The following is a 19,582-nucleotide window of genomic DNA, read 5'->3' as shown; positions in this document are numbered from 1 at the left end:
CGGCCTGCTGTTTTTCGCGCTGTAGAAAGGAAAAGCCCGCTTCGCGCGGGCTTTTCCTTTTGTCGATGCGGGATTCACTGAGCGGGTTGGCTGCCTCAGGCAGGCTGCATTTCCGTGCGCGCTCAGCGGGTGACACAGATAAGTGCTGAAAAATGCCCAAACAAGACCTTCGGTTTGGACGCGCTATCATGAATCGCTATGATTCACTGTGATTCAACCCGCATCGAAAAGGACTACATATGGCACAGACCGAAACCAAGGTGCTGACCGTGCATGTGCCGTTGCCACTGGCCGAGAAGGTCGATCAGTTGGCGGCCCGCCTGGAGCGCTCGCGCGGCTGGATCATGAAGCAGGCCCTATCTGCCTGGATCGATCAGGAGGAAGAGCGCAGCCGTCTGACACGTGAGGCCTTGGCCGACGTGGATGCAGGTCGCGTTATCGATCATCAGGCCGTTCAGGCTTGGGCCGACGGTCTTAGCACGGACACGCCCCCGCCGGTCTCGCGCTGATGTTGATGGACCTGAAGTGGACCAGCAAGGCGCTCGCCAAGTTTTTGGCCCCCGTGAATAAGCTGGCAGCTGCGCGAACCGTCCAGGCGCTCGCGGCGGCACCTGCAAATCTCCTGGCTCACCCACGCATCGGTGAGCAGCTTGATGAATTCGAGCCCCGCGAGGTGCGGCGGATTCTTGCGGGGCATTATGAGATGCGCTATGAGATTCGGGATTCGACAATCTACGTGCTGCGGGGGTGGCATACCCGAGAGGATCGCTAAGACGACTTGCCTCAAGTCATCCGCCGTGTACTCCAGGCCTGATAAACGTAATACAACGGCCGCTGCGGATCCGATTGCCTGGCCGATGCCGGCGCCGCGCCGCGGATCTGCATGGTGACCAGCACCATGCGCGCGGCTTTCACGGGGGAGTAGCGGTCGCGCAGCGGCAGCATGGGCAGCACGGCGCGCCATTCCGGGGGCAGGCCATCGTGGCTGAAGGTGCCGAGCGCGCAGTAGCCCCATCCTTCGGATGTGAGGTGCCAGAGTTGCCGGTAGGGGCTGCCGCCTGATGCCACTGAAGCCACTGAAGCCATGGTCTCCCTCGTTCGCATGCCGGTGCCCGCGGCGGGAGATCAGGCGGGCTTGCGCTAATCAGACTGCGCCACGGCCAGGGTGGCGGCACGCATGACCTTGATATTACCCATGTGCGGCGATGGTGGGAATGCTTGGCGCGCTCGCCAGGTGCGGCAATGCGTACACCAGGCAACGTGTTTGGTGCCTGGCGTACCGTGCATCACCCAGGGGTCGTCACTTGCAGGCAGCGGTGCGTTCTTGTCCTACAGCCCGCTAAACCAGTTATACCCCTGGTCTTCCCAGTACCCGCCCGGATTCTCGTTGGTCACGAAGAGCGCGGCGATATGCTTGGGGTTCTTGAAGCCGAGCTTGGTCGGCACCCGTAGCTTGAGCGGGTAGCCATAGCGGGCGGGTAGCGGCTCGCTGCCGAAATCCAGCGCCAGCATGGTCTGCGGGTGCAGCGCGGTTTCCATGTCGAGGCTGGAGTAATAGCGGTCCGCGCATTTGAAGCCGATATAGCGGGCGGTGGTGTCCGCGCCGATGCGTTCCAGGAAGGTGCGCAGCGCAACGCCGCGCCATTCGCCGATCGCGCTCCAGCCTTCGATGCAGATATGCCGCGTGATCTGCCCCGCCTGCGGCAGCGCGCGCAGTTGCGCCAGGCTCCATGCGCGCTTGTCGGCGACCAGCCCGGAGACTTCGAGGCGGTAGCCGGCACCGTCGACCTCCGGCACGTCGTACTCAGGATAGAAGGCGTTGAACGGGAAGGGCTGCGTGATCTGGCTGCGCGCGTAGGTGGGGGCGAGCCGGTTGCGGTTGAACAGCCAGGCTTGCACGCGATCGTTCCAGCGCGACATTGACCACAGCACCTTGTCCACGGCATCGCCATCCTGCAAGGTGCAGCCCGCTAGCATGGACAGGGCGCCCAGCGACAGCGAGGAGCGCAGCAACAGGCGCCGCTGGAGTTGCACGAGCTGGGGCTTGAAATCAGCCGCGCTTGCCGGCTCCGAGGCCGGCATCCGCTTGTCATCGTTGGGGGCGCTCATGCTTCGACATCTCCATGGCCAGCGCGCCCGGCGCGTCCGGTCAGCATTGGCAACAAGGTGGCCGGCACCAGGATGACCAGCGCCAGGTGAATCACGACGAAACCCACGATCCCCGCCATGGCAAGGAAATGCACATGGCGCGCCGTGTCGAACCCGCCAAACAGCGTCGCTAGCCAGTCCAGCTGCACGGGCTTCCAGATGGCCAGCCCGGACGCCACCACCAGCACGCCCAGCAGCAGCACCGCCACATACATCAGCCGCTGCACCGCGTTGTAGGCGCCGGGCCGATGCGGCAGGCGCAGCCGGATGGCAAGCGACGCGTCACGCAGGACGCCGCGCGCGCTCAGCGGCAGGAAGTGGCGCCGGAAATGCCGCGTGGCGAGGCCATAAGCCAGGTAGACCAGGCCATTGGCGGCCAGCAGCCACATGGCCGCGAAATGCCATGCGATCGCGCCGCCCAGCCAGCCGCCTACCGTCGCCCAGGCCGGAAATTTGAAGGGAAACAGTGGCGAGGCGTTGTAGATCGCCCAGCCGCTCATCACCATGCAGGCCATGGCGAAGGCGTTGATCCAGTGCGTGGCGCGCACGACCAGCGGATGGACGATGGCGCGCCGCGCGGGTGAGGAGGAGGGGAGCTTGCGCATGACGGGGAACGTTGGCGGGACAGCAAGGATCCAGGCCGGACGGCGCCGGCCCGGGCGGGTCTTACATCGGAGGCACCACGCCTTCCTTGCCGGCCGAGATAAAGCGCGCGGTCAGCCCGCCGTCGGCGCCTTTGCTGGCAAACAGCACGATATGCGCGCCGGGGACCAGCAAGGAGCGGTCGCCGGGTTCCAGGTTGACGATGGGCACGTCGTTGGGGATCACGATGCGCTTTTCGCCGTCGGGGTACTTCACGGTGATGGTGCGGCCGTTGCTGACCACTACGTTGCCCACGGTGCCGTTGGTCATGCTGCTGTTCTTGCCGAGGTCCCACGCACGATGGCCTTCGCCGCTGCCGCGCATGCTCGGCGGGAACACGTGCACCTCGAGCGCCTTGAGCGAGCCATCCGCCTGCGGCACGGCGGCCGAGCCGATATAGCTGCCGGGCTTGATCTCATCGACCTTGGCCAGCGTCACCGCGCGCACCGCGGTGTCCTTGGTCAGGCCCACTTCCAGGTCCTGTCCCGAGCGCGTGCGCACCTTCAGCGTGTCGCCGGCGAAGGCGGTCACGGTGCCGCGCACGCCGGTAGGCGTGGCGGCGGGAGCGGGCTGCGCCAGCACCGCGGGCGCTGCGGCAAACATGGCGCCGGCGAGCAGCGCCGGGGCCACCAAGGTACGTGTCAAATTACGCGAAACGATCTTCATCCTGGAACTCCTGGTGCGTGGAAAGTGCTACGTAGGTTAGGGTGATGGCCGGGTCGCTCGGATGACTTTTTGATGACCAAAATGTCATGAATCGGGGCTCCGGCCACCGCTAGAATGGCGGCATACCGTTGAATGGCATTGCGCATCATGAGCATCCTCGTCATCGAAGACGACCCCAAGACCGGCGATTACCTCAAGAAGGGTTTGCGCGAAAGCGGCTACGCCGTGGATCTCGCGCGCACCGGTACGGACGGTCTGCACATGGCGCTGGAGCACGCCTACGACCTCGTCGTGCTCGACGTGATGCTGCCGGGCATCGACGGCTGGGAAATCATGCGCACGCTGCGCGCGCGGCGCGACCTGCCGGTGATCTTTCTGACCGCGCGCGACCATGTCAACGACCGCATCCACGGGCTTGAGCTCGGCGCCGACGATTACCTCGTCAAGCCGTTTTCGTTCATCGAGCTGGTGCTGCGCATCCGCACGCTGCTGCGCCGCGGCGTGGTGCGCGAGGCGGAGCTGTTCGAATTCGCCGACCTCAAGCTCGATGTCCTGCGCCGCAAGGTGACGCGCCAGGGCGTGGAGATCGTGCTGACCAACAAGGAGTTCCTGCTGCTGCACCTGCTGGTCAAGCGCCAGGGCGAGGCGCTGTCGCGCACGCTGATTGCCGCCGAGGTGTGGGACATGAACTTCGACAGCGACACCAACGTCGTTGACGTGGCCATCAAGCGGCTGCGCGCCAAGGTCGACCAGCCCTTCGACAAGAAGCTTATCCATACCGTGCGCAGCATCGGCTATACCTTCGGCGAGGGCGCGTGAAAGCCTGGTCCTCGCGCTCGCTGACCGCGCGCACGACGTTGTCGTTCGCCGCGATTGCCTGCGTGGTGATCGGCGCGCTGGGCGCGTATTTCTACCAGTCCGTCAAGACCTCGATGGAGGCCCGCGCCGATCTGCAACTGATCGGGCGCGTGGCGCATTTCCGCCGGCTGGCCAGCGATGTGTACACCGTCGGCGAGCTCAAGGACCGGCCTTTGCTGTTCGAATCCATGCTCGGCGCCGAGCGCGACGTGCTGATTTTCCGCAAGCCGGGCGAGCCGCCGTTTATCCACGTCAACCCGGACAACCTGCCGGTGCCGGCAAAGCTTGAGGCATCCCCGCCGGGCGACGGCGCCGGCCTGAGCGCGGCCAGCATCCTGCGCACCCGGCTGGACAACGGCGTGCCGGTGCACTGGGCGGCCGCGATGGCGCGCTCCAGCGAGGATGGCGGCGTGGTCGAGGTGATCGCCGCGCATCCGATGAGCAACGAAGTGCGGATGCTCGCCGCCTACCGCGACCGCGTGGTGCTGGCCGCGCTGGTCGGCATGCTGGCGGCGACCGCGCTCGCCTTCTTCGCCATCCGGCGCGGGCTCAAGCCGGTAGGCAGCATCGCCGCGCGGGCCGCCGAGATCAGCCCCGCCAGCCTCGCCGTGCGCCTGGATGAGCGGAATGCCCCCGCCGAGCTGCGCGGCCTCGTCGGCGCGTTCAACGCCATGCTGGACCGGCTGGCCGACGGCTACGAGCGGCTGTCCCAGTTTTCCGCCGACCTGGCCCACGAGATCCGCACGCCCGTGGGCGCGCTGATCGGCCAGACCCAGGTCACGCTGAGCCAGTCGCGCCGGCCGGAGGAATACCAGGACGTCCTCGAGTCCAACCTGGAGGAGCTGAACCGGCTCGGCCATATCGCCGAGAACATCCTGTTCCTGGCGCAGGCCGACCATGCCGGGCTGGTTATCGAGCGCGCCCCGGTGTCGCTGCCTGACGAGCTCAACAAGATCGCCGAGTATTTCGAAGGGCCGGCGGACGAGAAGGCGATGACATTCGAAGTGGAGGCACTCGGCACGGTCTGGGCCAATCCGCTGCTGTGCCGCCGCGCCATCAACAACCTGGTGGTCAATGCCGTGCGCTACGGCGCGCCGGGCAGCGTGGTGCGGCTGAGCAGTACCGAAGAGCCTGACGGCATCGTCGTTGCGGTGGAAAACCAGGGCGAGGCCATCCCGCAAGGCCAGCTCGACCGCCTGTTCGACCGCTTCTATCGCGGCGATGCGGCGCGCAGCCGGGTCACCGAGTCCAACGGCCTCGGCCTGGCCATCGTGAAGGCCATCATGGTGCTGCACGGCGGCGGCGTGATGGCCAGTTGCCCCGCGCCGGGGCTGGTGCGGTTTGCGCTGCGGTTCCCGCGGCAGCAAGGGTTGGCTTCCTGAGAGCTTGTGGCGGCCGGCGCCTGCAAGCCGTGCACGCGGGATCCCCGCGCGCTTCATTGCCGTCTCGTTTCTAGCGTTACAGCAGCGTTACAGCAGCGTATCCAGCAGATCCGGCCCAAACACCTCCCGGTGCACCCGTTCCGCCCTCACGCCACGCGCCTGCAGTGCCGCGCGCTGTGCCTGCATGAACGGCAGCGGCCCGCACAGGTAGAAGTCCGCATCCGCAAGATCTTCGTCGGCCAGAATCACATCGATATCCATGCGGCCAGGCAGGGCGGGTTGCGCCAGAAATTCCGCCGGCTCCTCGGATTCCAGGAAAAAGTGCGTGCGCAGCTTGGGCAGCTTGCGGGCGGCATGCTTGACGTCCTTCAGGTGCGCCACGTGCGAGGCCATGCGCGCGGCGTGGCCGAATACGACCTTGCGTGAAGGATTGCGCTGCGCGACGGTGTTCAGCGCGCTGATCATGGGCGTGACACCGACGCCGGCCGAAAGCAGCACCATGGGGGTGCTGGGCTCGATGCGCGGGGCGAAGTCGCCGAAGGGCTGGCTGACCAGCAGCACGTCGCCTTCGCGGGCGTTTTCGTGCAGCCAGTTCGAGACCGCGCCGGCGGGCAGGTCCTCGCCATTGCCGCGGTCGCGCTTGACCGAGATGCGCCAGGTCTTGCCGTTGGGCGCGTCGGACAAACTGTACTGGCGCTGCTGGAAGGCGCCGGGGGTGAGTTCCACCACCACGGAGATGTACTGGCCGGGCAGGAAGTCGGCCAGCGTGGTGCCGCCCACGGCTTCGAGCGTGAAGGCGGTGATGTCGGCGCTTTGTGCTTCGCGCGCGACGATGCGCACGGGCTGGCGGTGATCGGGGCCGGTTTGCGCGCGCTCGTAGAGGCGGGTTTCCGCGGCGATCAGTTCGGCGGCGAGCAGCCAGTAGGCTTCGTCCCAGGCGGCGACCAGCGCCGGGGTGGCGGCATCGCCGAGCACTTCGCCGATGGCGCCGAGCAGGTGGCGCGCGACGATGGCGTAGTGGCTGGGCTTGATGCCGACCGAGGCGTGCTTGTGGACGATGCGGCTGACCACCGGTGCCAGGGCGCTGTTGTCGCCATAGTTGGCGGCGTAGGCAAACACGGCGGAGGCCAGCGACTGCTGCTGCGAACCGTTGGCCTGGTTGCCCATGTTGAACAGGTTGGTCAGCTCGGGCCGATCGGCAAACATGTTGCGATAGAACGTCTGGGTAATGGCCAGGCCATGTTCGCGCAGCACGGGCACGCTCGCGTCGATCAGGGGTCTCGATTGTTCGGACAGCACGGCAACCTCCAAAGATGTGCAGAAAATGCAACAAAAAAGAAAAAAGACTCCGCAACGTGGTGCGGTGGCGGCGTACGGTCTGGGTGCAGTCCCGGTTCAGCCTGGACGCGGCCAGGTGGCGACGCCTTGAAATCGATTTTATTAAACATGCATTTGCAATGCAACATAAAATTTGCGGCAGCGCGCAAAGATGCATCTTTGGTCCATGTTAGACTGCGGCAGCCGTCACACTGAGGCTGCAATGCCTGCCGGGGCCCCATCCTGGCTACCCCATACATCATCGCCGCAAACCGGATTTTTCCATGAGACTGACCGACTACACCGACTACAGTCTGCGGACCCTGATCTATGTGGCGGTCCATCCGGGCGAACTGGTCACCATCCAGCACATCGCGGATGCGTTCGGCATTCCCAAGAACCACCTGATCAAGATCGTGCAAAAGCTCGGCCAGGCCGGCTTCCTGCATACGGTGCGCGGGCGCGCAGGTGGCATCGAGCTGGGCCGGCCGGCTGCGCAGATCAATGTGGGCGAAGTGATCCGGACCATGGAGTCGGATTTCAACCTGGTGGAGTGCTTCCAGGGCGATGACAACCACTGCATCATCACCCGCGTATGCGGCTTGCGCGGCGTGCTGTCCGCGGCGTTGCGGGCTTATTTCGAGGTGCTGGACGCGTATAGCCTGCAGGATCTGGTGGAGAAGCCTGCGGCGCTCACGCGGGCGTTTGGCGACGGTGGCGCCGCCACCCTGACCGGCATCCCGATCAAGAGCGTGACGCGCAAGGCCAAGGCCTCCCAGGCGGCAGCCGAGGACGCTGGCGAGCAGTAAGCCCGCGTTGCGCCGGTCTCCCGGCTGGCGGGAGCGGCGCCGGGGCGAGGTCGGCCCGGGTTCAGGCCGGCGTCTTGCGAAACGAGATGGCGAAGCGGTTCCAGCTGTTGATCGTGGCAATCAGCAGGGTCAGGTCGACCAGCTCGGCGTCGCCGAAGTGGGGGCGAACCGCTTCCCATGCAGCGTCGGGCACATGATCCTGGGCGACCAGCGTGACGGCTTCCGTCCAGGCCAGGGCGGCGCGCTCGCGGTCGGTGAAGAAGGGCGTTTCACGCCAGACCGACAGGGTGGCCAGGCGGCGGTCATTCTCGCCGCCCTTGCGCGCATCGGTGGTGTGCAGGTCGATGCAATAGGCGCAGCCATTGATCTGCGAGGCACGCAGGCGCACCAGTTCTACCAGCGGTTTTTCCAGGCCGCTCTTGCCGACGCGTTCTTCCAGGCCGAGCACGGCCTTGATGGCGGCGGGGCTGGCTTTGTAGAAGTCGAGACGTTGTTCCATGGTTTGCTCCTGCTTTGCGTTTTGCGCCATCGGTGTGGAGGCGCGACAGGAACAAGAATAGGACGGCGACTGGCTATGCAAAATAGCCAGTTTTCTCTAATTTGAGGTAACCAGTGGCGGGCCGTCCGCCGCTAGCGCCCCGGCCAGCTTCTCCATGCCGGCGTGGATGTCCGCCACGCTGATGCCACCGTAGCCCAACAGGATGCCAGGCACCGGCGCCTGCCCGCCGTACATGCCTGCAATGCCATACAGGCCGACCGATGCGGCGGCGGCGCGCGCGATCAGCGCGGTTTCATCTTGCGGCATCTTCAGGTGGGCCACCATATGGATGCCCGCGGCCGGCGCGTGGGGCATGAACCACGGGCTCAACGGGCCCTGCAGGTGCGCAAGCAACGCGGCGCGGCGTGCGGCGTACTCCTTGCGCATGCGCCGCAGGTGCTTGGCGAAGTGGCCGTCGAGCATGAACCTGGCCAGCGCCGTCTGCGTCATGGTGCAGCTGTGCCAGTCACTGACCTGCTTGGCCCTGCGCACGGCTGCGCCCAGCGGCGCCGGGGGGATCACGTAGCCGATGCGCAACTCGGGGAAGATCGTCTTGGAGAAGGTGCCGACGTACGCCACCACCCCTGTCTTGTCCAGGCTCTTGAGCGACTCCACCGGGTGGCCCATGAAGCGGTACTCGCCGTCGTAGTCGTCCTCCAGCACCAGCGCGCCACGGCGTTGCGCCCACTCGAGCAGCGCCACGCGCCGCTCCAGGCTCATCGCCATGCCCAGCGGAAACTGGTGGGACGGCGTGACGTAGACAATGCGCGCGTTGTCCGGCAGGGCGTCCACTACCAGCCCCTGCGCATCCACGGGGACATAAGCCACCTGCGCGCCCAGCGCGGAAAACGCAATGCGCGCGGGCGGATAGCCGGGATCCTCCACCGCCACCACGTCGCCGGGGCGGATGACCACCCGCGCCATCAGGTCGATCGCCTGCTGCGCACCCTGCGTGACGATGACTTCCTGCCAGTTGCTCACCACCGCGCGGCTGAACGCCAGGTAGCGCGACACCGCAAGCCGCAATTCCTGCTCGCCGGCGGGATCCCGGTAGCTGCCGCGCCCGCGGGCCTGCACGCGTAGCGCGTGGCTGACGCAGCTGCGCCACTTATCGAAGGGAAACATGCCCTTGTCGGTGACGCCGCCCACGAAGTCGAACGCTGGCGCGGCGCCGGGTGGCGTATGGGGAAGGGTGTCGGGCAGCGCCTCCCAGATCGAGCCGGAGCCCGCGCTGGGGGACAGCGATGATGGCGATGGTGCCAGGCCCGTCATCTCATGCGCGACGAAGGTGCCGTCGCCGGCGCGGGAGCGCAGGTAGCCCTCGGCAATCAACCGCTCGAACACGTCGAGCGTGGTCTTGCGCGATACCCCAAGCTGTGTGGCAAGGTCGCGGGTCGACGGCAGCCTTTCGCCCGGCGCCAGGCGGCCGTCGACGATGCCCGCCCGCAACTGTCGATAGAGTTGGCCGGCAAGGCCCTGCCGGCCGTGAATGCTCAAATGGACATCCATCTCTTGATCTTTTGTTGGTGGTTACCCGGGCCCGGCACAACGCCAAAGGCTGAGGCGGGCAGGTGGGAAGAGCGGGGAGCGTGGTCTTGTTCGGCGAGCATCGCGGGAAGCCTTAACCTTCCCGCCCGTCGGCCCGGGGCCGGGTCAGGTAGGGCACGTATTTCAGCAGGTACAGCGCGAAGGCCGCCATCCAGAGCGCCGCCGCGCTGGCGATCCAGAACGGTTTGTATTGCGGCAACAGCAGCGGCCCGATCACGCGGACGACAGCGGCCAGGCCGATGCACGCGTAGGCGGCGTTCTCCATCGCACCCGCTTCCAGCTTGCGGCCGGTGTGGCCCAGCGCGGTGCGCGTGATCATCCCCAGGATGGCGCAGCCGATCGCGCCCACGGTGAGGGCGTGCAGCGCCGTCGAGCGGTCGGCCCAGCCCAGGGCGGATGCCGCCAGCAACACCAGGCCCAGCGGCAGGCAGGCATACGCCAGGTGAAGGATGGCGATCAGCGGCTTGCGCACCGTGTGCCACGAGCGCCAGCCGCCAAGCCGCAGCGCTTGCGCCAGCGCAGCTAGCAGCGCGATGGCTGCGGTTGCCATGCCGCGCGGCGCCAGTGTGCAGGCGATCATCGCGGCCAGCGTCAGCGCCACCACGCTGCGCTCCACCGGCATCGAGCGCCGGATGCGTACGCCGGGCACGGTATTGGCGGTGAACATCGGGATCACCCGCCCGCCGATCACGGTAATGAAGATGACGACCAGGCCGATGCCGGCATCGGCACTTTGCAGCGCGACGTGCACGGCGCCTCTCGCCATCGCCAGGTGGAACACCACGTTCAGCGACCACAACAGGAACAAGGCTGCGGCAAGGCCGTAGTTGCGCGCGCTGCCGGCGCGCACCAGCACGCGCAGGAAGGTGGCGGCGCACAGCAGCAGGAAGGCGAGGTCCAGCACGGCCGCGGCAGGAGCGGGCCCGGTCCACATCGCCACGCGCGCCGCGACCCACACAGCGGCGAGACTACCCAGCAGCCAGCCCTGCGGCGTCTGCTGTCCCGTCCAGTTCTTGCCGGCGGTAAACAAGAAGCCGGCCACAACCGCGGCGGCAAAGCCAAACACCATCTCGTGCGCATGCCACAGCATGCCGCCGATGGCCGGCTGTGCGCCAGACCACGGCCACCAGCCCAGGTAGATGGCTGCCCACACGCCGATGGCCACCACGGCGAAGCTCGCCGCCAGCAGATAGAAGGGCCGGAACGCGAGCGCAAGCACGGGGTGGCCGTGGTATCCGGCGCCGGCTGGTGGCCGCGTAGGTGGCCGGGCAGATGGCCGGGTCTGTGGCAGGGGCAGCATGACGCCTCTCGCAAAGGGTTGGATGAAACGCGGATTGCCGTTGGTGTTTGTCGGTGTTTGTCGGTGTTTGCTGGTGCTTCCAGGTCTTTGTCTGTGTGCTTGCCAACAGAACTCGCATATCGTGCGCCGCAGCAACCTGTGAACGATTCTATAAAACAAGCATTTCAAATGCAACATAAAATACGGGTGTGTCAGCGGGGTGATACACGGCGCGGCGACGCGACAATTTGCCGCTAAGCCGCCCGCGGCCCTGGCTGCACAAAGGCGGGGTCGGTGCCGCGCCTGCCCGCCCGCTAGTGGTCACCAGAAAAATCTGGAAAGTGGCTATGGACGGCTTAGCCATTCACTACCTACTCTGCACGGGACGGGGCCTGTGACGTACCCGGGCAAGGCCGTTTTTTGCCCAGGCGACGCCGCCCGCCAAAAAAAGAGCTAAGTTTTGATGAGCATCTTGAAGAAGGCCCCGGGGGGGAGGCCTTGGCCGCCGGCCGCCGCCGGCACATCCGCAACAAAACCATCCACAGGGTCGAGCGCTTTGCCAAGCTGGTGGCCCGGCGCCCGGCAATCGTCGCCACGCGCCTGATGCGGCAGCAACCGAAACGTCCCATGAGCACCATCGCCATCCTGCTATCCGCCTTCCTGCTCTCGGTGGTCGCGCTCGCGGCCTTTATCTGGAGCATGCAGAAGGGCTTCTTCGATACCTCGCCAGCCGCGGCCAACGTGATCTTCGACCGCGGGGAGGCGGGGCGGCCGGAAGACCCTGCCGCGGACAAGCCGCACGGGGCCGCAGGCGACGCCGCGTACGACACCTCGCGCGATATCGCGGACGAATCCTCGGCGCCCGTGGTCTTCCTGTTCATCTGCTGCGCCATGGTGTGGCTGGTGGTGGCGTCGCTGGCGGGGCTGACGGCCTCGGTCAAGTTGCACGAGCCCGACTTGCTGGCCACGGTGCCGTGGCTGTCGTTCGGCCGCATCCGCACCATCCACCTGAACGCCGTGGCCTATGGCTGGGCACCGATGGCCGGCTTGTCCATCGCGCTGTTCCTGCTGCCTCGCCTGCTCAAGACGCGCCTGGCCGGCGCGAAGTACGCCGTACTCGGCGCGGCCTTGTGGAACGCCGGGCTCATTGCCGGGCTGGGGAGCATCGCGGCCGGGATCTCGGACGGCCTGGAGTGGCTGGAGATCCCGTGGCAGGTCGACATCCTGCTCGTGGCCGGCGGCGCGCTGGTGGGCATGCCGCTGGTGCTCACGCTGGTGAACCGCAAAGTGGATCACCTCTACGTCTCAGTCTGGTACATGGGCTGCGCGCTGTTCTGGTTCCCCGTGCTGTTCCTGGTGGCGAACATCCCCGGGCTGCATTTCGGCGTGGAGCAGGCCACCATGAACTGGTGGTTCGGCCATAACGTGCTCGGCTTGTTCTACACGCCGCTGGCGCTGGCTTCCATCTATTACTTCCTGCCCAAGATCATCGGCCAGCCCGTGGGTTCCTACGGCTTGTCCTTGCTGGGCTTCTGGGCGCTGGCGTTCTTCTATGGCCAGGTCGGCGGCCATCACCTGATCGGCGGGCCGGTGCCGGGCTGGCTGATTACCTTGTCCATCGTGCAGAGCATGATGATGCTGGTGCCCGTGATCGCGTTCTCGATCAACCAGCACCAGACCATGCGCGGACATTTCCACCGGCTGATCGATTCGCCCACGCTGCGCTTCGTCACCTTCGGCGGCATGATGTACACGCTGAGCTCGGCGCAAGGCTCGTTCGAGGCGCTGCGGGCCGTCAACCGCGTGACCCATTTCACGCACTACACGGTGGCGCACGCGCATCTGGGACTGTACGGCTTTGTCAGCTTTGCGTTCTTTGGCGCCATCTACTTCATGGTGCCGCGCGTGACCGGCCGCGAGTGGCCGTACCGCTGGCTGATCTACGCGCACTTCTGGCTCGCGGTGGCCGGCATCGGCGTGTACTTCATCGGGCTGTCCATCGGCGGCACGCTGCAAGGCTATGCCATGCTCGATGCCAGCAAGCCCTTCATGGACTCCGTGGCCGTCACCATCCCTTACCTGAAAGCGCGCTCGGTCGGTGGCGGCATGATGCTCCTTGGCCATCTCTTCTTCGTCGCCAATTTTGTCTGCGCCATCCTTGGCCTGGGACCTAACCGGGACCGGCCCGCCTTGTTCCACCAAGGCCGCAAGCGGGCACTGGGAGCCTGAATCGTGAACAATGAAAAAGCCCTGCTGGCCGGCGGCATGACCATGCTCGCGCTGGCAACGAGCGCGCTGGTCGTGATCCCCTATCTGCAACTCCGGGACGTCAAGCCCACCGAAGGCGTCAAGCCGTATTCCGCCGCGCAACTGCGCGGGCGCGAGGTCTATATCGCCAACGGCTGCGTCTATTGCCATTCGCAGCAGCCGCGCGACGCCTCGTTCGCGCCGGACGCCAAGCGTGGCTGGGGCCGGGTGTCGGTGGCCGGCGATTACTACTACGACCACCCGCACTTGCTTGGCACCATGCGCACCGGGCCTGACCTGATGAACATCGGCGTGCGCCAGCCGAGTGCCGACTGGCACCTCGGCCACCTGTTCCAGCCGCGCGCCTACGTACCCGGCAGCATCATGCCAAGCTATCCGTTCCTGTTCGACGTGAAGGACAAGGCGGACCCCGGCGACAAGGTGGTCAACCTGCCGGAGGCCTTCAATCCGCCGGGCAAGATCGTGGTGGCCACGGCAACCGCGCTCGACCTGGTTTCGTACCTGCAATCGTTGAACCGCACCGGCGCCGTCCTGCCCGCGCCGCCCGCGGCCAAGGCCGCGCCGTAGCCCCCCCCCCGGAGACACAGATGGACAGCCCATCGGAAAAGCGCCGGGCCGCCGCGGCCCGATCCCGCGAGAATGCGGACCCGCATGAAAACCGCGCACCCATGCCCAAGGTGGTGCTGGTGCTGGTGGTGGCCCTGGTAGCCTGGGGCTGCTGGTATATCGCCACCGCGCCCATCAACGCGCCGGCAGAACTGGGCGACCGCCGCACCTTGGCCGATCTCCAGGGCAGCGGCAAGGCCGCTGGCGGTGCCGTGGATGGCGCCGCCGTGTTCCAGGCGCGCTGCGTGGCTTGCCACCAGGCCACGGGGCAGGGCTTGCCGGGGGTGTTCCCGCCGCTGGCCGGCTCGGAATGGGTCAACGGCAAGGACGCCAAGGTTGCCTCCATCGTGCTGCGCGGCATCACCGGCAAGCTGACGGTCAAGGGCACCACTTACAACGGCGCCATGCCGGCATTCGCGGATCAGTTGAGCGATGCCGAGATCGCGGCGGTGCTCACGCATGCGCGCAGCCAGTGGGGCAACACCTCGCCGGCGATGACGGAAGATATCGTCAAGGCGGCGCGCGCGCAGACCGCGGCCATGACCGCACCGTTCGACGGCGATGCCGCGCTTGGCGCGCCGGGTGGCTAGCATGCTGTCGCGCATTCGCCCGGCGTGGCCGGCATTGGCCTTGTTGCTGGTGCTGGTGCTGGCCGTCGCGGGTTTGCGCTATCTCACCTTGGGCTTTACCGCCTGGACGCTGGACGACCGGCGCGAGACGCGCATTGCGCAAGGCGCGCTGGTGCTGCCGGTCATCGAGACGCGCAATCAAGCGGGCGAGCCCGCGCGGCTGTTCGGCGCCGGGCGGGACCAGGGCGCGCGGCTCTTCCTGGTGGATTTCATCTACACGCGCTGCCTGAGCGTGTGCCGCGCGCTCGGCTCAGAGTTCGAGCAATTGCAGGGCCGCATCCGTGCCGATGGCATGGACGGCCGCATTGGCCTGGTTTCCCTGTCTTTCGATCCCGCCGGCGACGACACCGCCAGCCTTGCCGCTTATGCCAGGGAGCACCATGCGCAACTGCCTGGCTGGCAGGTGGCCGCGCCCGTCGCCGCGCCCGCCATGCAGGCGCTGCTGCGCGACGCGGATGTTATCGCTATCCCGGACGGCCTCGGCGGCTTCGAGCACAACGGCGGCGTGCACGTGACTGACGCCCATGGCCGGGTGCTGGCCGTCTACACGCTGGCCGATTACCAGCAGGCCTACGATTTCGCGCGCAGGCATCTGCCATGAGCCCGCAAGCCACCGTGCAGCAGCCGTGGCTCCGCCATTGGCGGGCGCGCCGGGCCGGTCTTGCCGGCGGGCTGGCGGCGCTAGCCGTGGCGCTGTGCGTGCCGCGTGCGCATGCCTTGCTGGAGGGCTCGATGACGCTGCAGATGCTGGTGCTGCTGCCGGGCCTGTTCTGCGCGGGCTGTGCGCTGCCCTGGCTGATCTCGGACGCGCGGCGCGAGCGGATCACGGCGGCGTTGCGGCCCTACGCGCTGAGCCTGCTGGCGTTTGCCCTGCTGGCCTACGGCGCATGGATGCTTCCCGTCGCGCTGGACCTCAGCCGGCTGGAATTTCCGACCCTGGTGGCCAAGTACGCGCTGGTGGTGGCAGCGGGCGTCGCCGCGCATTTCGGTTTCAAGGCGAGCGCGTGGCCGCCGGTGCTGTTCTTCGGCGGCAACTACGTATGGATGGGCCTGACCGTCGGGATGCTGTTCATCGATAGCGAGACGCGCCTTTGCGCCAGCTACCTGCTGGCCGACCAGCGCATCGCGGGCGTGGGCCTGGTGATCTATTCGGGCCTGCTGGGCATGTGGTTGCTGCTATGGGCCGCCAGGAGGGCAGAGCAGCCCCACGGGACGGCGGGGCAAGGCGGCAAGTAGGCAAGTAGGTTGGTTTGCCGCCCGTTCCTGCAAGCTTCCGCGCGCCTTTAATGCGCTGCCGCACCAGCGGCAGCATTGCCGCCCTTGGCCGGCTTGGTGAACCAGATCAGCGGAATGATCACGATGAAGATCACGCCCGAGATCCAGAAGATATCGTTCAATCCAAGCATGGCGGCTTGCGTGGTGAGGCTGCGTTCGAAGAACGCCATCGCCTGGTCATGGCTGAAGCCGGCCGTCGCCTGCAAGGCTTCCAGCGCGTGCACAAAGGCCGGGTTGTGCTGGCTGGCCTGCTCCGCGAGTTGCGAGTGGTGCAGGACATTGCGGTCGTTCCAGGCCGTGCTGGCCAGCGACGTCCCTACCGCGCCGGTGAACACGCGAGCAAAGTTCGACAGGCCCGCTGCGGCCGGAATCTTGTCCGGCGACAGCCCCGACAGGATGATCGCGGTCAGCGGCACGAAGAACAGCGCGGTGGGGATGCCTTGCAACAACGTGGGCAGCACCAGCGTCCAGGTGTCCACGGTGGTGGTGTAGCCCGAGCGCATGAAGAACACTGCGGCGAAGCCGGCAAAGGCCATGGTCGCCAGCACCCGCGCATCGGAGCGCGGCATGATCTTGCCCAGCGCCGGCGCCAGTATCACGGCGAAGATGCCCAGCGGCGCGGTCACCAGGCCGGCATTCACGGCCGGGTAGCCAAGGTACTGCTGCATCCATTGCGGCAGCAGGACCAGGTTGGCGAAGAACACGCCGTAGGCTACCGAGATCGCCACGGTGCCGCCCAGGAAGTTGCGCCCGGCAAACAGCTTGAGATCGACGATCGGATGTTCCTCGGTCAGCTCCCAGATCACGAAGAAGATGAAGCTGATCAACGCAACGACGCCCAGGCCCACGATCAGCGACGAATGGAACCAGTCGAGATCCTTGCCCTTGTCGAGCATGATCTGCAGCGCTGCCACCCAGGTGATGAGCGAAGCCAGGCCAACCTTGTCGATCGGCAGCGCGCGCGTCGGTGTTTCACGCGAGCGGTAGATGATCCAGGTGACGGCGGCGGCGAACAGGCCGACGGGAATGTTGATGTAGAAGATCCAAGACCAGGAGTAGCGGTCGGTCATCCAGCCGCCCAGCGCCGGGCCGGCAATCGGGCCCACGGTAGCCGTCATGGCCCACAGCGCCAGCGCGGTGGAACTGCGTCGCTTGGGATACGAGCCAAGCAGGATGGCCTGCGAGAGCGGAATCAGCGGGCCGGCCACGGCGCCTTGCAGCACGCGCGCGGCCAGCAGGATCGGCAGGTTGGGCGCAATGCCGCACAGCCAGGATGACAGCACGAACAGCAGGATGGCGCCCACGAACAGGCGGATTTGCCCGATGCGCTGGGTCAACCAGCCTGTGAGCGGGATCGATACCGCGTTGGCGGCGGCGAACAGCGTGATGACCCACGTGCCTTCGTCCACCGACACACCGAGGTTGCCGGAGATGGTGGGAATGGCCACGTTGGCGATCGACGAGTCGAGCACGTTCATGAAGGTGGCGAGCGCTACCGCGAAGGTGGCGAGCACCAGCTTGCCGCCGGTAAGCGGCGGGGGCTGGAGCGGTTCGGCTGTGTTGGCGTTTTCCATGTTGAACTCGACGTGTCTCTGGCTGGTGTCGGCCGGCTCTTGCCGGATTTGATTGCTATTTAAAAATCTGAGTTATCAGATAAATAACGAAGAAAAATCCTGGCAAGGCATTACAGGACAGCACCTTTGGCCGGCTTTTCAGCCGTCTTCGCGGCAACCGCAGTGGCCTGTGCGCCCTGGCTGGATGCGCCCGAGGTGCTGTTCAGCGCGATGATGCGAGCGATTTCAGCATCGGCTTGCTCCCCATAGCCACGGTAGACATTGGTGCTGTAGGTGGTTTTCTTGACCGCGCCGAGTTGCGCGCCGCTGCGGTCCCTGGTGTCCACGTCGACCTGCATCGACAAGCCGATCTGCAGCGGGTGCGCACGCAGCTCCGCCGGGTCGAGCTCGATGCGGGCGGGCAGGCGTTGCACGACCTTGATCCAGTTGCCGGTGGCGTTTTGTGCCGGCAACGCCGAGAACGCGCTGCCGGTGCCGGCGGAGAAGCCCACCACGCGGCCGTGATAGCGCACGCTGCTGCCGTACACGTCCGCGCGCAGCACAACCGGCTGGCCGATTCGCATGTGCTGGAGCTGTACTTCCTTGAAGTTGGCATCCACCCACACGCCATCCAGCGGGACGATGGCCATCATCGGCGCGCCCGGGGCTACGCGCTGGCCGACCTGCACCGAGCGGCGCGCCACATAGCCCGTGACCGGCGCCGGCAGCGTGTTGCGCGCCAGGGCGAGATGCGCGTCGCGCAGCTTGGCGGCGGCGGCCTGTACGGCAGGGTGCTCGGCGACCGTGGTCTGGTCGGTCATGGTGCGGTTGGAGGCAAGTTGCTGGCGGGCGGCTTCGAGCGTGGCCTCGGCGGTCTTGACCGCGTCGCGGGCGTGGGCCACGTCTTCCGCGGACACGGCCCCGGTTTCCGTCACCTGGCTGCGGCGCTGGAAGTCGTCGCGGGCCTTGGCCAGGTCGGCCTGGCGCTGCTGGATCGCGGCTTGATAGACGTTGTTGTTGACGTAGAGGGCGCTGACCTGGCGCACCGTTTGCGCGAGCTGAGCCTGGGCATTGCCCAGCGCGACCTGCGCATCGGCCGGGTCGAGGTTGACCACGGCTTCGCCGGCCTGGACGATTTGCGTGTCGTCGGCGTTGACGCTGATCACGGTGCCGCTGACCTGCGGCGTGAGCTGCACGAGGTTGCCGTTGACGTAGGCGTCGTCGGTGTCTTCGTGATGCACGGCGTAGGTGAAGTAGTAGCCAGCGTAGCCGCCGGCAGCAATCAGGGAGGCCAGGCCCAGCGCGGCGAGCAGGCGCTTGCGGGTGGCCATCTTGCTGGCGGGGGCGGTGCTGCTGCTGTTGTTGTTGTCGGCGGTGGTTTCGGTCTGGGTAGCTTCGGTCATTTTGATCACCTCGGTCGCTGTATCGGTGGCGTTATCGGCGTTGAGCGGTTATTGCGGTTATTGCGGTTGTTATGGCTATTGCGGCTGTTCGGGAGCGCCCGGCGCGGCGGCGCGAAGGACTGGCGGCGTGGCGCCCGCCGCGGTGGGCGCCACGCCGGGCGTATCCGTGTAGCCGCCGCCAAGAGACGCCGCCAGCGCGATCTGGCGGTCGCGGCGCGTCATGCGCAGCTGGGCCACCGCCTGGGTGCGGGCCAGCGCGCTGGTTTCCGCGTTCAGCACGGTGAGCTGGGTCGTCAGGCCCTGGCGATATTGCGCAAGGGCCAGGTCGCGCGCACGGCGGCTGTTCTGCTCGGCGCGCAGTGCATCAACCAGTTGCGCATCGATCGTGCGGATCTGGGCCAGTTGCGTCGCCACGTCGGTCAGGGCGCCGATCAGCGTCTGGTTGTAGTTCGCCACCGCCAGGTCGAATTCCGCGTAGCGGCCCTTCAACTGCGCGCGCAGCGCGCCGGCATCGAAGATCGGCAGGTGAATGGCCGGGCCGGCGCTGGCGGTGCGGCTGGCGGCGGTGAGAAAGCGGCCAAAGCCAAAGAGGGTGAGGACAAATTCAGGCATTGGACAATCGGCGTACGAGCAAACGTGCCTGAGATAGCCAGACCCAGGC

Annotated in this window: 20 protein-coding genes and 1 pseudogene; 10 read left to right on the top strand and 11 right to left on the bottom strand. The window is 66.5% G+C overall.

Translation table 11 applies throughout. From position 1 onward, the window contains the following. Positions 1 to 239: 239 nt before the first annotated feature. Positions 240 to 509, top strand: a complete 270-nt coding sequence (locus AC1RQK_RS02550; protein ID WP_492370640.1) for a CopG family ribbon-helix-helix protein — start codon at positions 240 to 242, stop codon at positions 507 to 509. Positions 510 to 514: 5 nt separating this feature from the next. Continuing rightward, on the top strand, positions 515 to 772 hold the full coding sequence (locus tag AC1RQK_RS02545) for a type II toxin-antitoxin system RelE/ParE family toxin (RefSeq protein WP_492807521.1): 258 nt from the start codon (positions 515 to 517) through the stop codon (positions 770 to 772). Positions 773 to 783: 11 nt separating this feature from the next. Here AC1RQK_RS02545 and AC1RQK_RS02540 read toward each other — a convergent pair whose 3' ends face one another. The 4 genes from AC1RQK_RS02540 to AC1RQK_RS02525 all read right to left on the bottom strand — a co-directional run bounded on the left by AC1RQK_RS02540 (position 784) and on the right by AC1RQK_RS02525 (position 3,456). Beyond that, positions 784 to 1,086 carry a hypothetical protein gene (locus AC1RQK_RS02540; protein ID WP_492807519.1) on the bottom strand — a complete coding sequence of 101 codons (303 nt, stop codon included), beginning with the start codon at positions 1,084 to 1,086 and terminating at the stop codon, positions 784 to 786. Between the two features lie 243 nt (positions 1,087 to 1,329). Next, positions 1,330 to 2,082 carry a molybdopterin-dependent oxidoreductase gene (locus tag AC1RQK_RS02535; RefSeq protein WP_492807851.1) on the bottom strand — a complete coding sequence of 251 codons (753 nt, stop codon included), beginning with the start codon at positions 2,080 to 2,082 and terminating at the stop codon, positions 1,330 to 1,332. 23 nt (positions 2,083 to 2,105) lie between these two features. Further along, positions 2,106 to 2,753 (bottom strand): cytochrome b/b6 domain-containing protein, encoded by a 648-nt coding sequence (locus AC1RQK_RS02530; RefSeq protein WP_492370637.1) that lies wholly within the window; start codon positions 2,751 to 2,753, stop codon positions 2,106 to 2,108. A gap of 61 nt (positions 2,754 to 2,814) precedes the next feature. After that, on the bottom strand, positions 2,815 to 3,456 hold the full coding sequence (locus AC1RQK_RS02525) for a hypothetical protein (RefSeq protein WP_492370636.1): 642 nt from the start codon (positions 3,454 to 3,456) through the stop codon (positions 2,815 to 2,817). Between the two features lie 147 nt (positions 3,457 to 3,603). On the opposite strand from AC1RQK_RS02525, the gene AC1RQK_RS02520 reads away from it, so the two are divergent. Then, positions 3,604 to 4,275 carry a heavy metal response regulator transcription factor gene (locus AC1RQK_RS02520; protein WP_150985778.1) on the top strand — a complete coding sequence of 224 codons (672 nt, stop codon included), beginning with the start codon at positions 3,604 to 3,606 and terminating at the stop codon, positions 4,273 to 4,275. Next, a complete protein-coding gene (locus tag AC1RQK_RS02515; protein WP_492807516.1) occupies positions 4,272 to 5,696 on the top strand; it encodes a heavy metal sensor histidine kinase in 1,425 nt (474 codons plus the stop codon). The genes AC1RQK_RS02520 and AC1RQK_RS02515 overlap by 4 nt, the downstream gene beginning before the upstream one ends. An 87-nt stretch (positions 5,697 to 5,783) precedes the next feature. On the opposite strand, the gene AC1RQK_RS02510 is transcribed toward AC1RQK_RS02515, so the two are convergent. Continuing rightward, a complete protein-coding gene (locus tag AC1RQK_RS02510; RefSeq protein WP_492370635.1) occupies positions 5,784 to 6,995 on the bottom strand; it encodes a globin domain-containing protein in 1,212 nt (403 codons plus the stop codon). A 302-nt stretch (positions 6,996 to 7,297) separates the two neighbouring features. On the opposite strand from AC1RQK_RS02510, the gene AC1RQK_RS02505 reads away from it, so the two are divergent. Beyond that, positions 7,298 to 7,822: an RrF2 family transcriptional regulator gene (locus AC1RQK_RS02505; protein WP_492370634.1), complete on the top strand. Its 525-nt coding sequence runs from the start codon at positions 7,298 to 7,300 to the stop codon at positions 7,820 to 7,822. A 61-nt stretch (positions 7,823 to 7,883) separates the two neighbouring features. Here the strand turns inward: AC1RQK_RS02505 and AC1RQK_RS02500 are convergent, their stop codons facing one another. From AC1RQK_RS02500 to AC1RQK_RS02490, 3 genes are all read right to left on the bottom strand, one after another. Continuing rightward, positions 7,884 to 8,321: a carboxymuconolactone decarboxylase family protein gene (locus AC1RQK_RS02500; protein WP_492370633.1), complete on the bottom strand. Its 438-nt coding sequence runs from the start codon at positions 8,319 to 8,321 to the stop codon at positions 7,884 to 7,886. Positions 8,322 to 8,417: 96 nt separating this feature from the next. Beyond that, entirely contained in the window at positions 8,418 to 9,869 is a 1,452-nt protein-coding gene (gene pdxR / locus AC1RQK_RS02495; RefSeq protein ID WP_492370632.1) for a MocR-like pyridoxine biosynthesis transcription factor PdxR, read from the bottom strand. Between the two features lie 112 nt (positions 9,870 to 9,981). Next, on the bottom strand, positions 9,982 to 11,208 hold the full coding sequence (locus AC1RQK_RS02490) for an NnrS family protein (protein WP_492370631.1): 1,227 nt from the start codon (positions 11,206 to 11,208) through the stop codon (positions 9,982 to 9,984). A 606-nt stretch (positions 11,209 to 11,814) separates the two neighbouring features. On the opposite strand from AC1RQK_RS02490, the gene AC1RQK_RS02485 reads away from it, so the two are divergent. Genes AC1RQK_RS02485 through AC1RQK_RS02465 form a run of 5 tightly spaced genes read left to right on the top strand, consistent with a single transcriptional unit; the run spans position 11,815 to position 15,926 of the window. Beyond that, complete coding sequence (locus AC1RQK_RS02485; protein ID WP_492807512.1) at positions 11,815 to 13,416, top strand: cbb3-type cytochrome c oxidase subunit I; 1,602 nt, start codon at positions 11,815 to 11,817, stop codon at positions 13,414 to 13,416. A 3-nt stretch (positions 13,417 to 13,419) separates the two neighbouring features. Then, on the top strand, positions 13,420 to 14,022 hold the full coding sequence (locus AC1RQK_RS02480) for a cbb3-type cytochrome c oxidase subunit II (protein ID WP_492370630.1): 603 nt from the start codon (positions 13,420 to 13,422) through the stop codon (positions 14,020 to 14,022). Positions 14,023 to 14,042: 20 nt separating this feature from the next. Continuing rightward, positions 14,043 to 14,651, top strand: coding sequence for a c-type cytochrome (locus tag AC1RQK_RS02475; RefSeq protein ID WP_492370629.1), 609 nt, complete (start codon positions 14,043 to 14,045; stop codon positions 14,649 to 14,651). A 1-nt stretch (position 14,652) separates the two neighbouring features. Beyond that, entirely contained in the window at positions 14,653 to 15,291 is a 639-nt protein-coding gene (locus AC1RQK_RS02470) for an SCO family protein (RefSeq protein WP_492807511.1), read from the top strand. Beyond that, positions 15,288 to 15,926: a hypothetical protein gene (locus AC1RQK_RS02465; protein ID WP_492807510.1), complete on the top strand. Its 639-nt coding sequence runs from the start codon at positions 15,288 to 15,290 to the stop codon at positions 15,924 to 15,926. The genes AC1RQK_RS02470 and AC1RQK_RS02465 overlap by 4 nt, the downstream gene beginning before the upstream one ends. 47 nt (positions 15,927 to 15,973) lie before the next feature. Here AC1RQK_RS02465 and AC1RQK_RS02460 read toward each other — a convergent pair whose 3' ends face one another. The 3 genes and pseudogenes from AC1RQK_RS02460 to AC1RQK_RS02450 form a co-directional block, all read right to left on the bottom strand. Further along, complete coding sequence (locus tag AC1RQK_RS02460) at positions 15,974 to 17,539, bottom strand: DHA2 family efflux MFS transporter permease subunit (protein WP_492807509.1); 1,566 nt, start codon at positions 17,537 to 17,539, stop codon at positions 15,974 to 15,976. Between the two features lie 110 nt (positions 17,540 to 17,649). Next, on the bottom strand, positions 17,650 to 18,921 hold the full coding sequence (locus AC1RQK_RS02455; protein ID WP_492370625.1) for an HlyD family secretion protein: 1,272 nt from the start codon (positions 18,919 to 18,921) through the stop codon (positions 17,650 to 17,652). Between the two features lie 75 nt (positions 18,922 to 18,996). After that, positions 18,997 to 19,518: pseudogene (locus AC1RQK_RS02450) on the bottom strand (TolC family protein); the annotation flags it as partial. Between the last annotated feature and the right edge of the window lie 64 nt (positions 19,519 to 19,582).

This window comes from Cupriavidus sp. GW822-FHT02D05 (assembly GCF_058802485.1).
The sequence above is the reverse complement of the archived record's forward strand: the minus strand, read 5'-3'. Positions and strand labels throughout refer to the sequence as shown.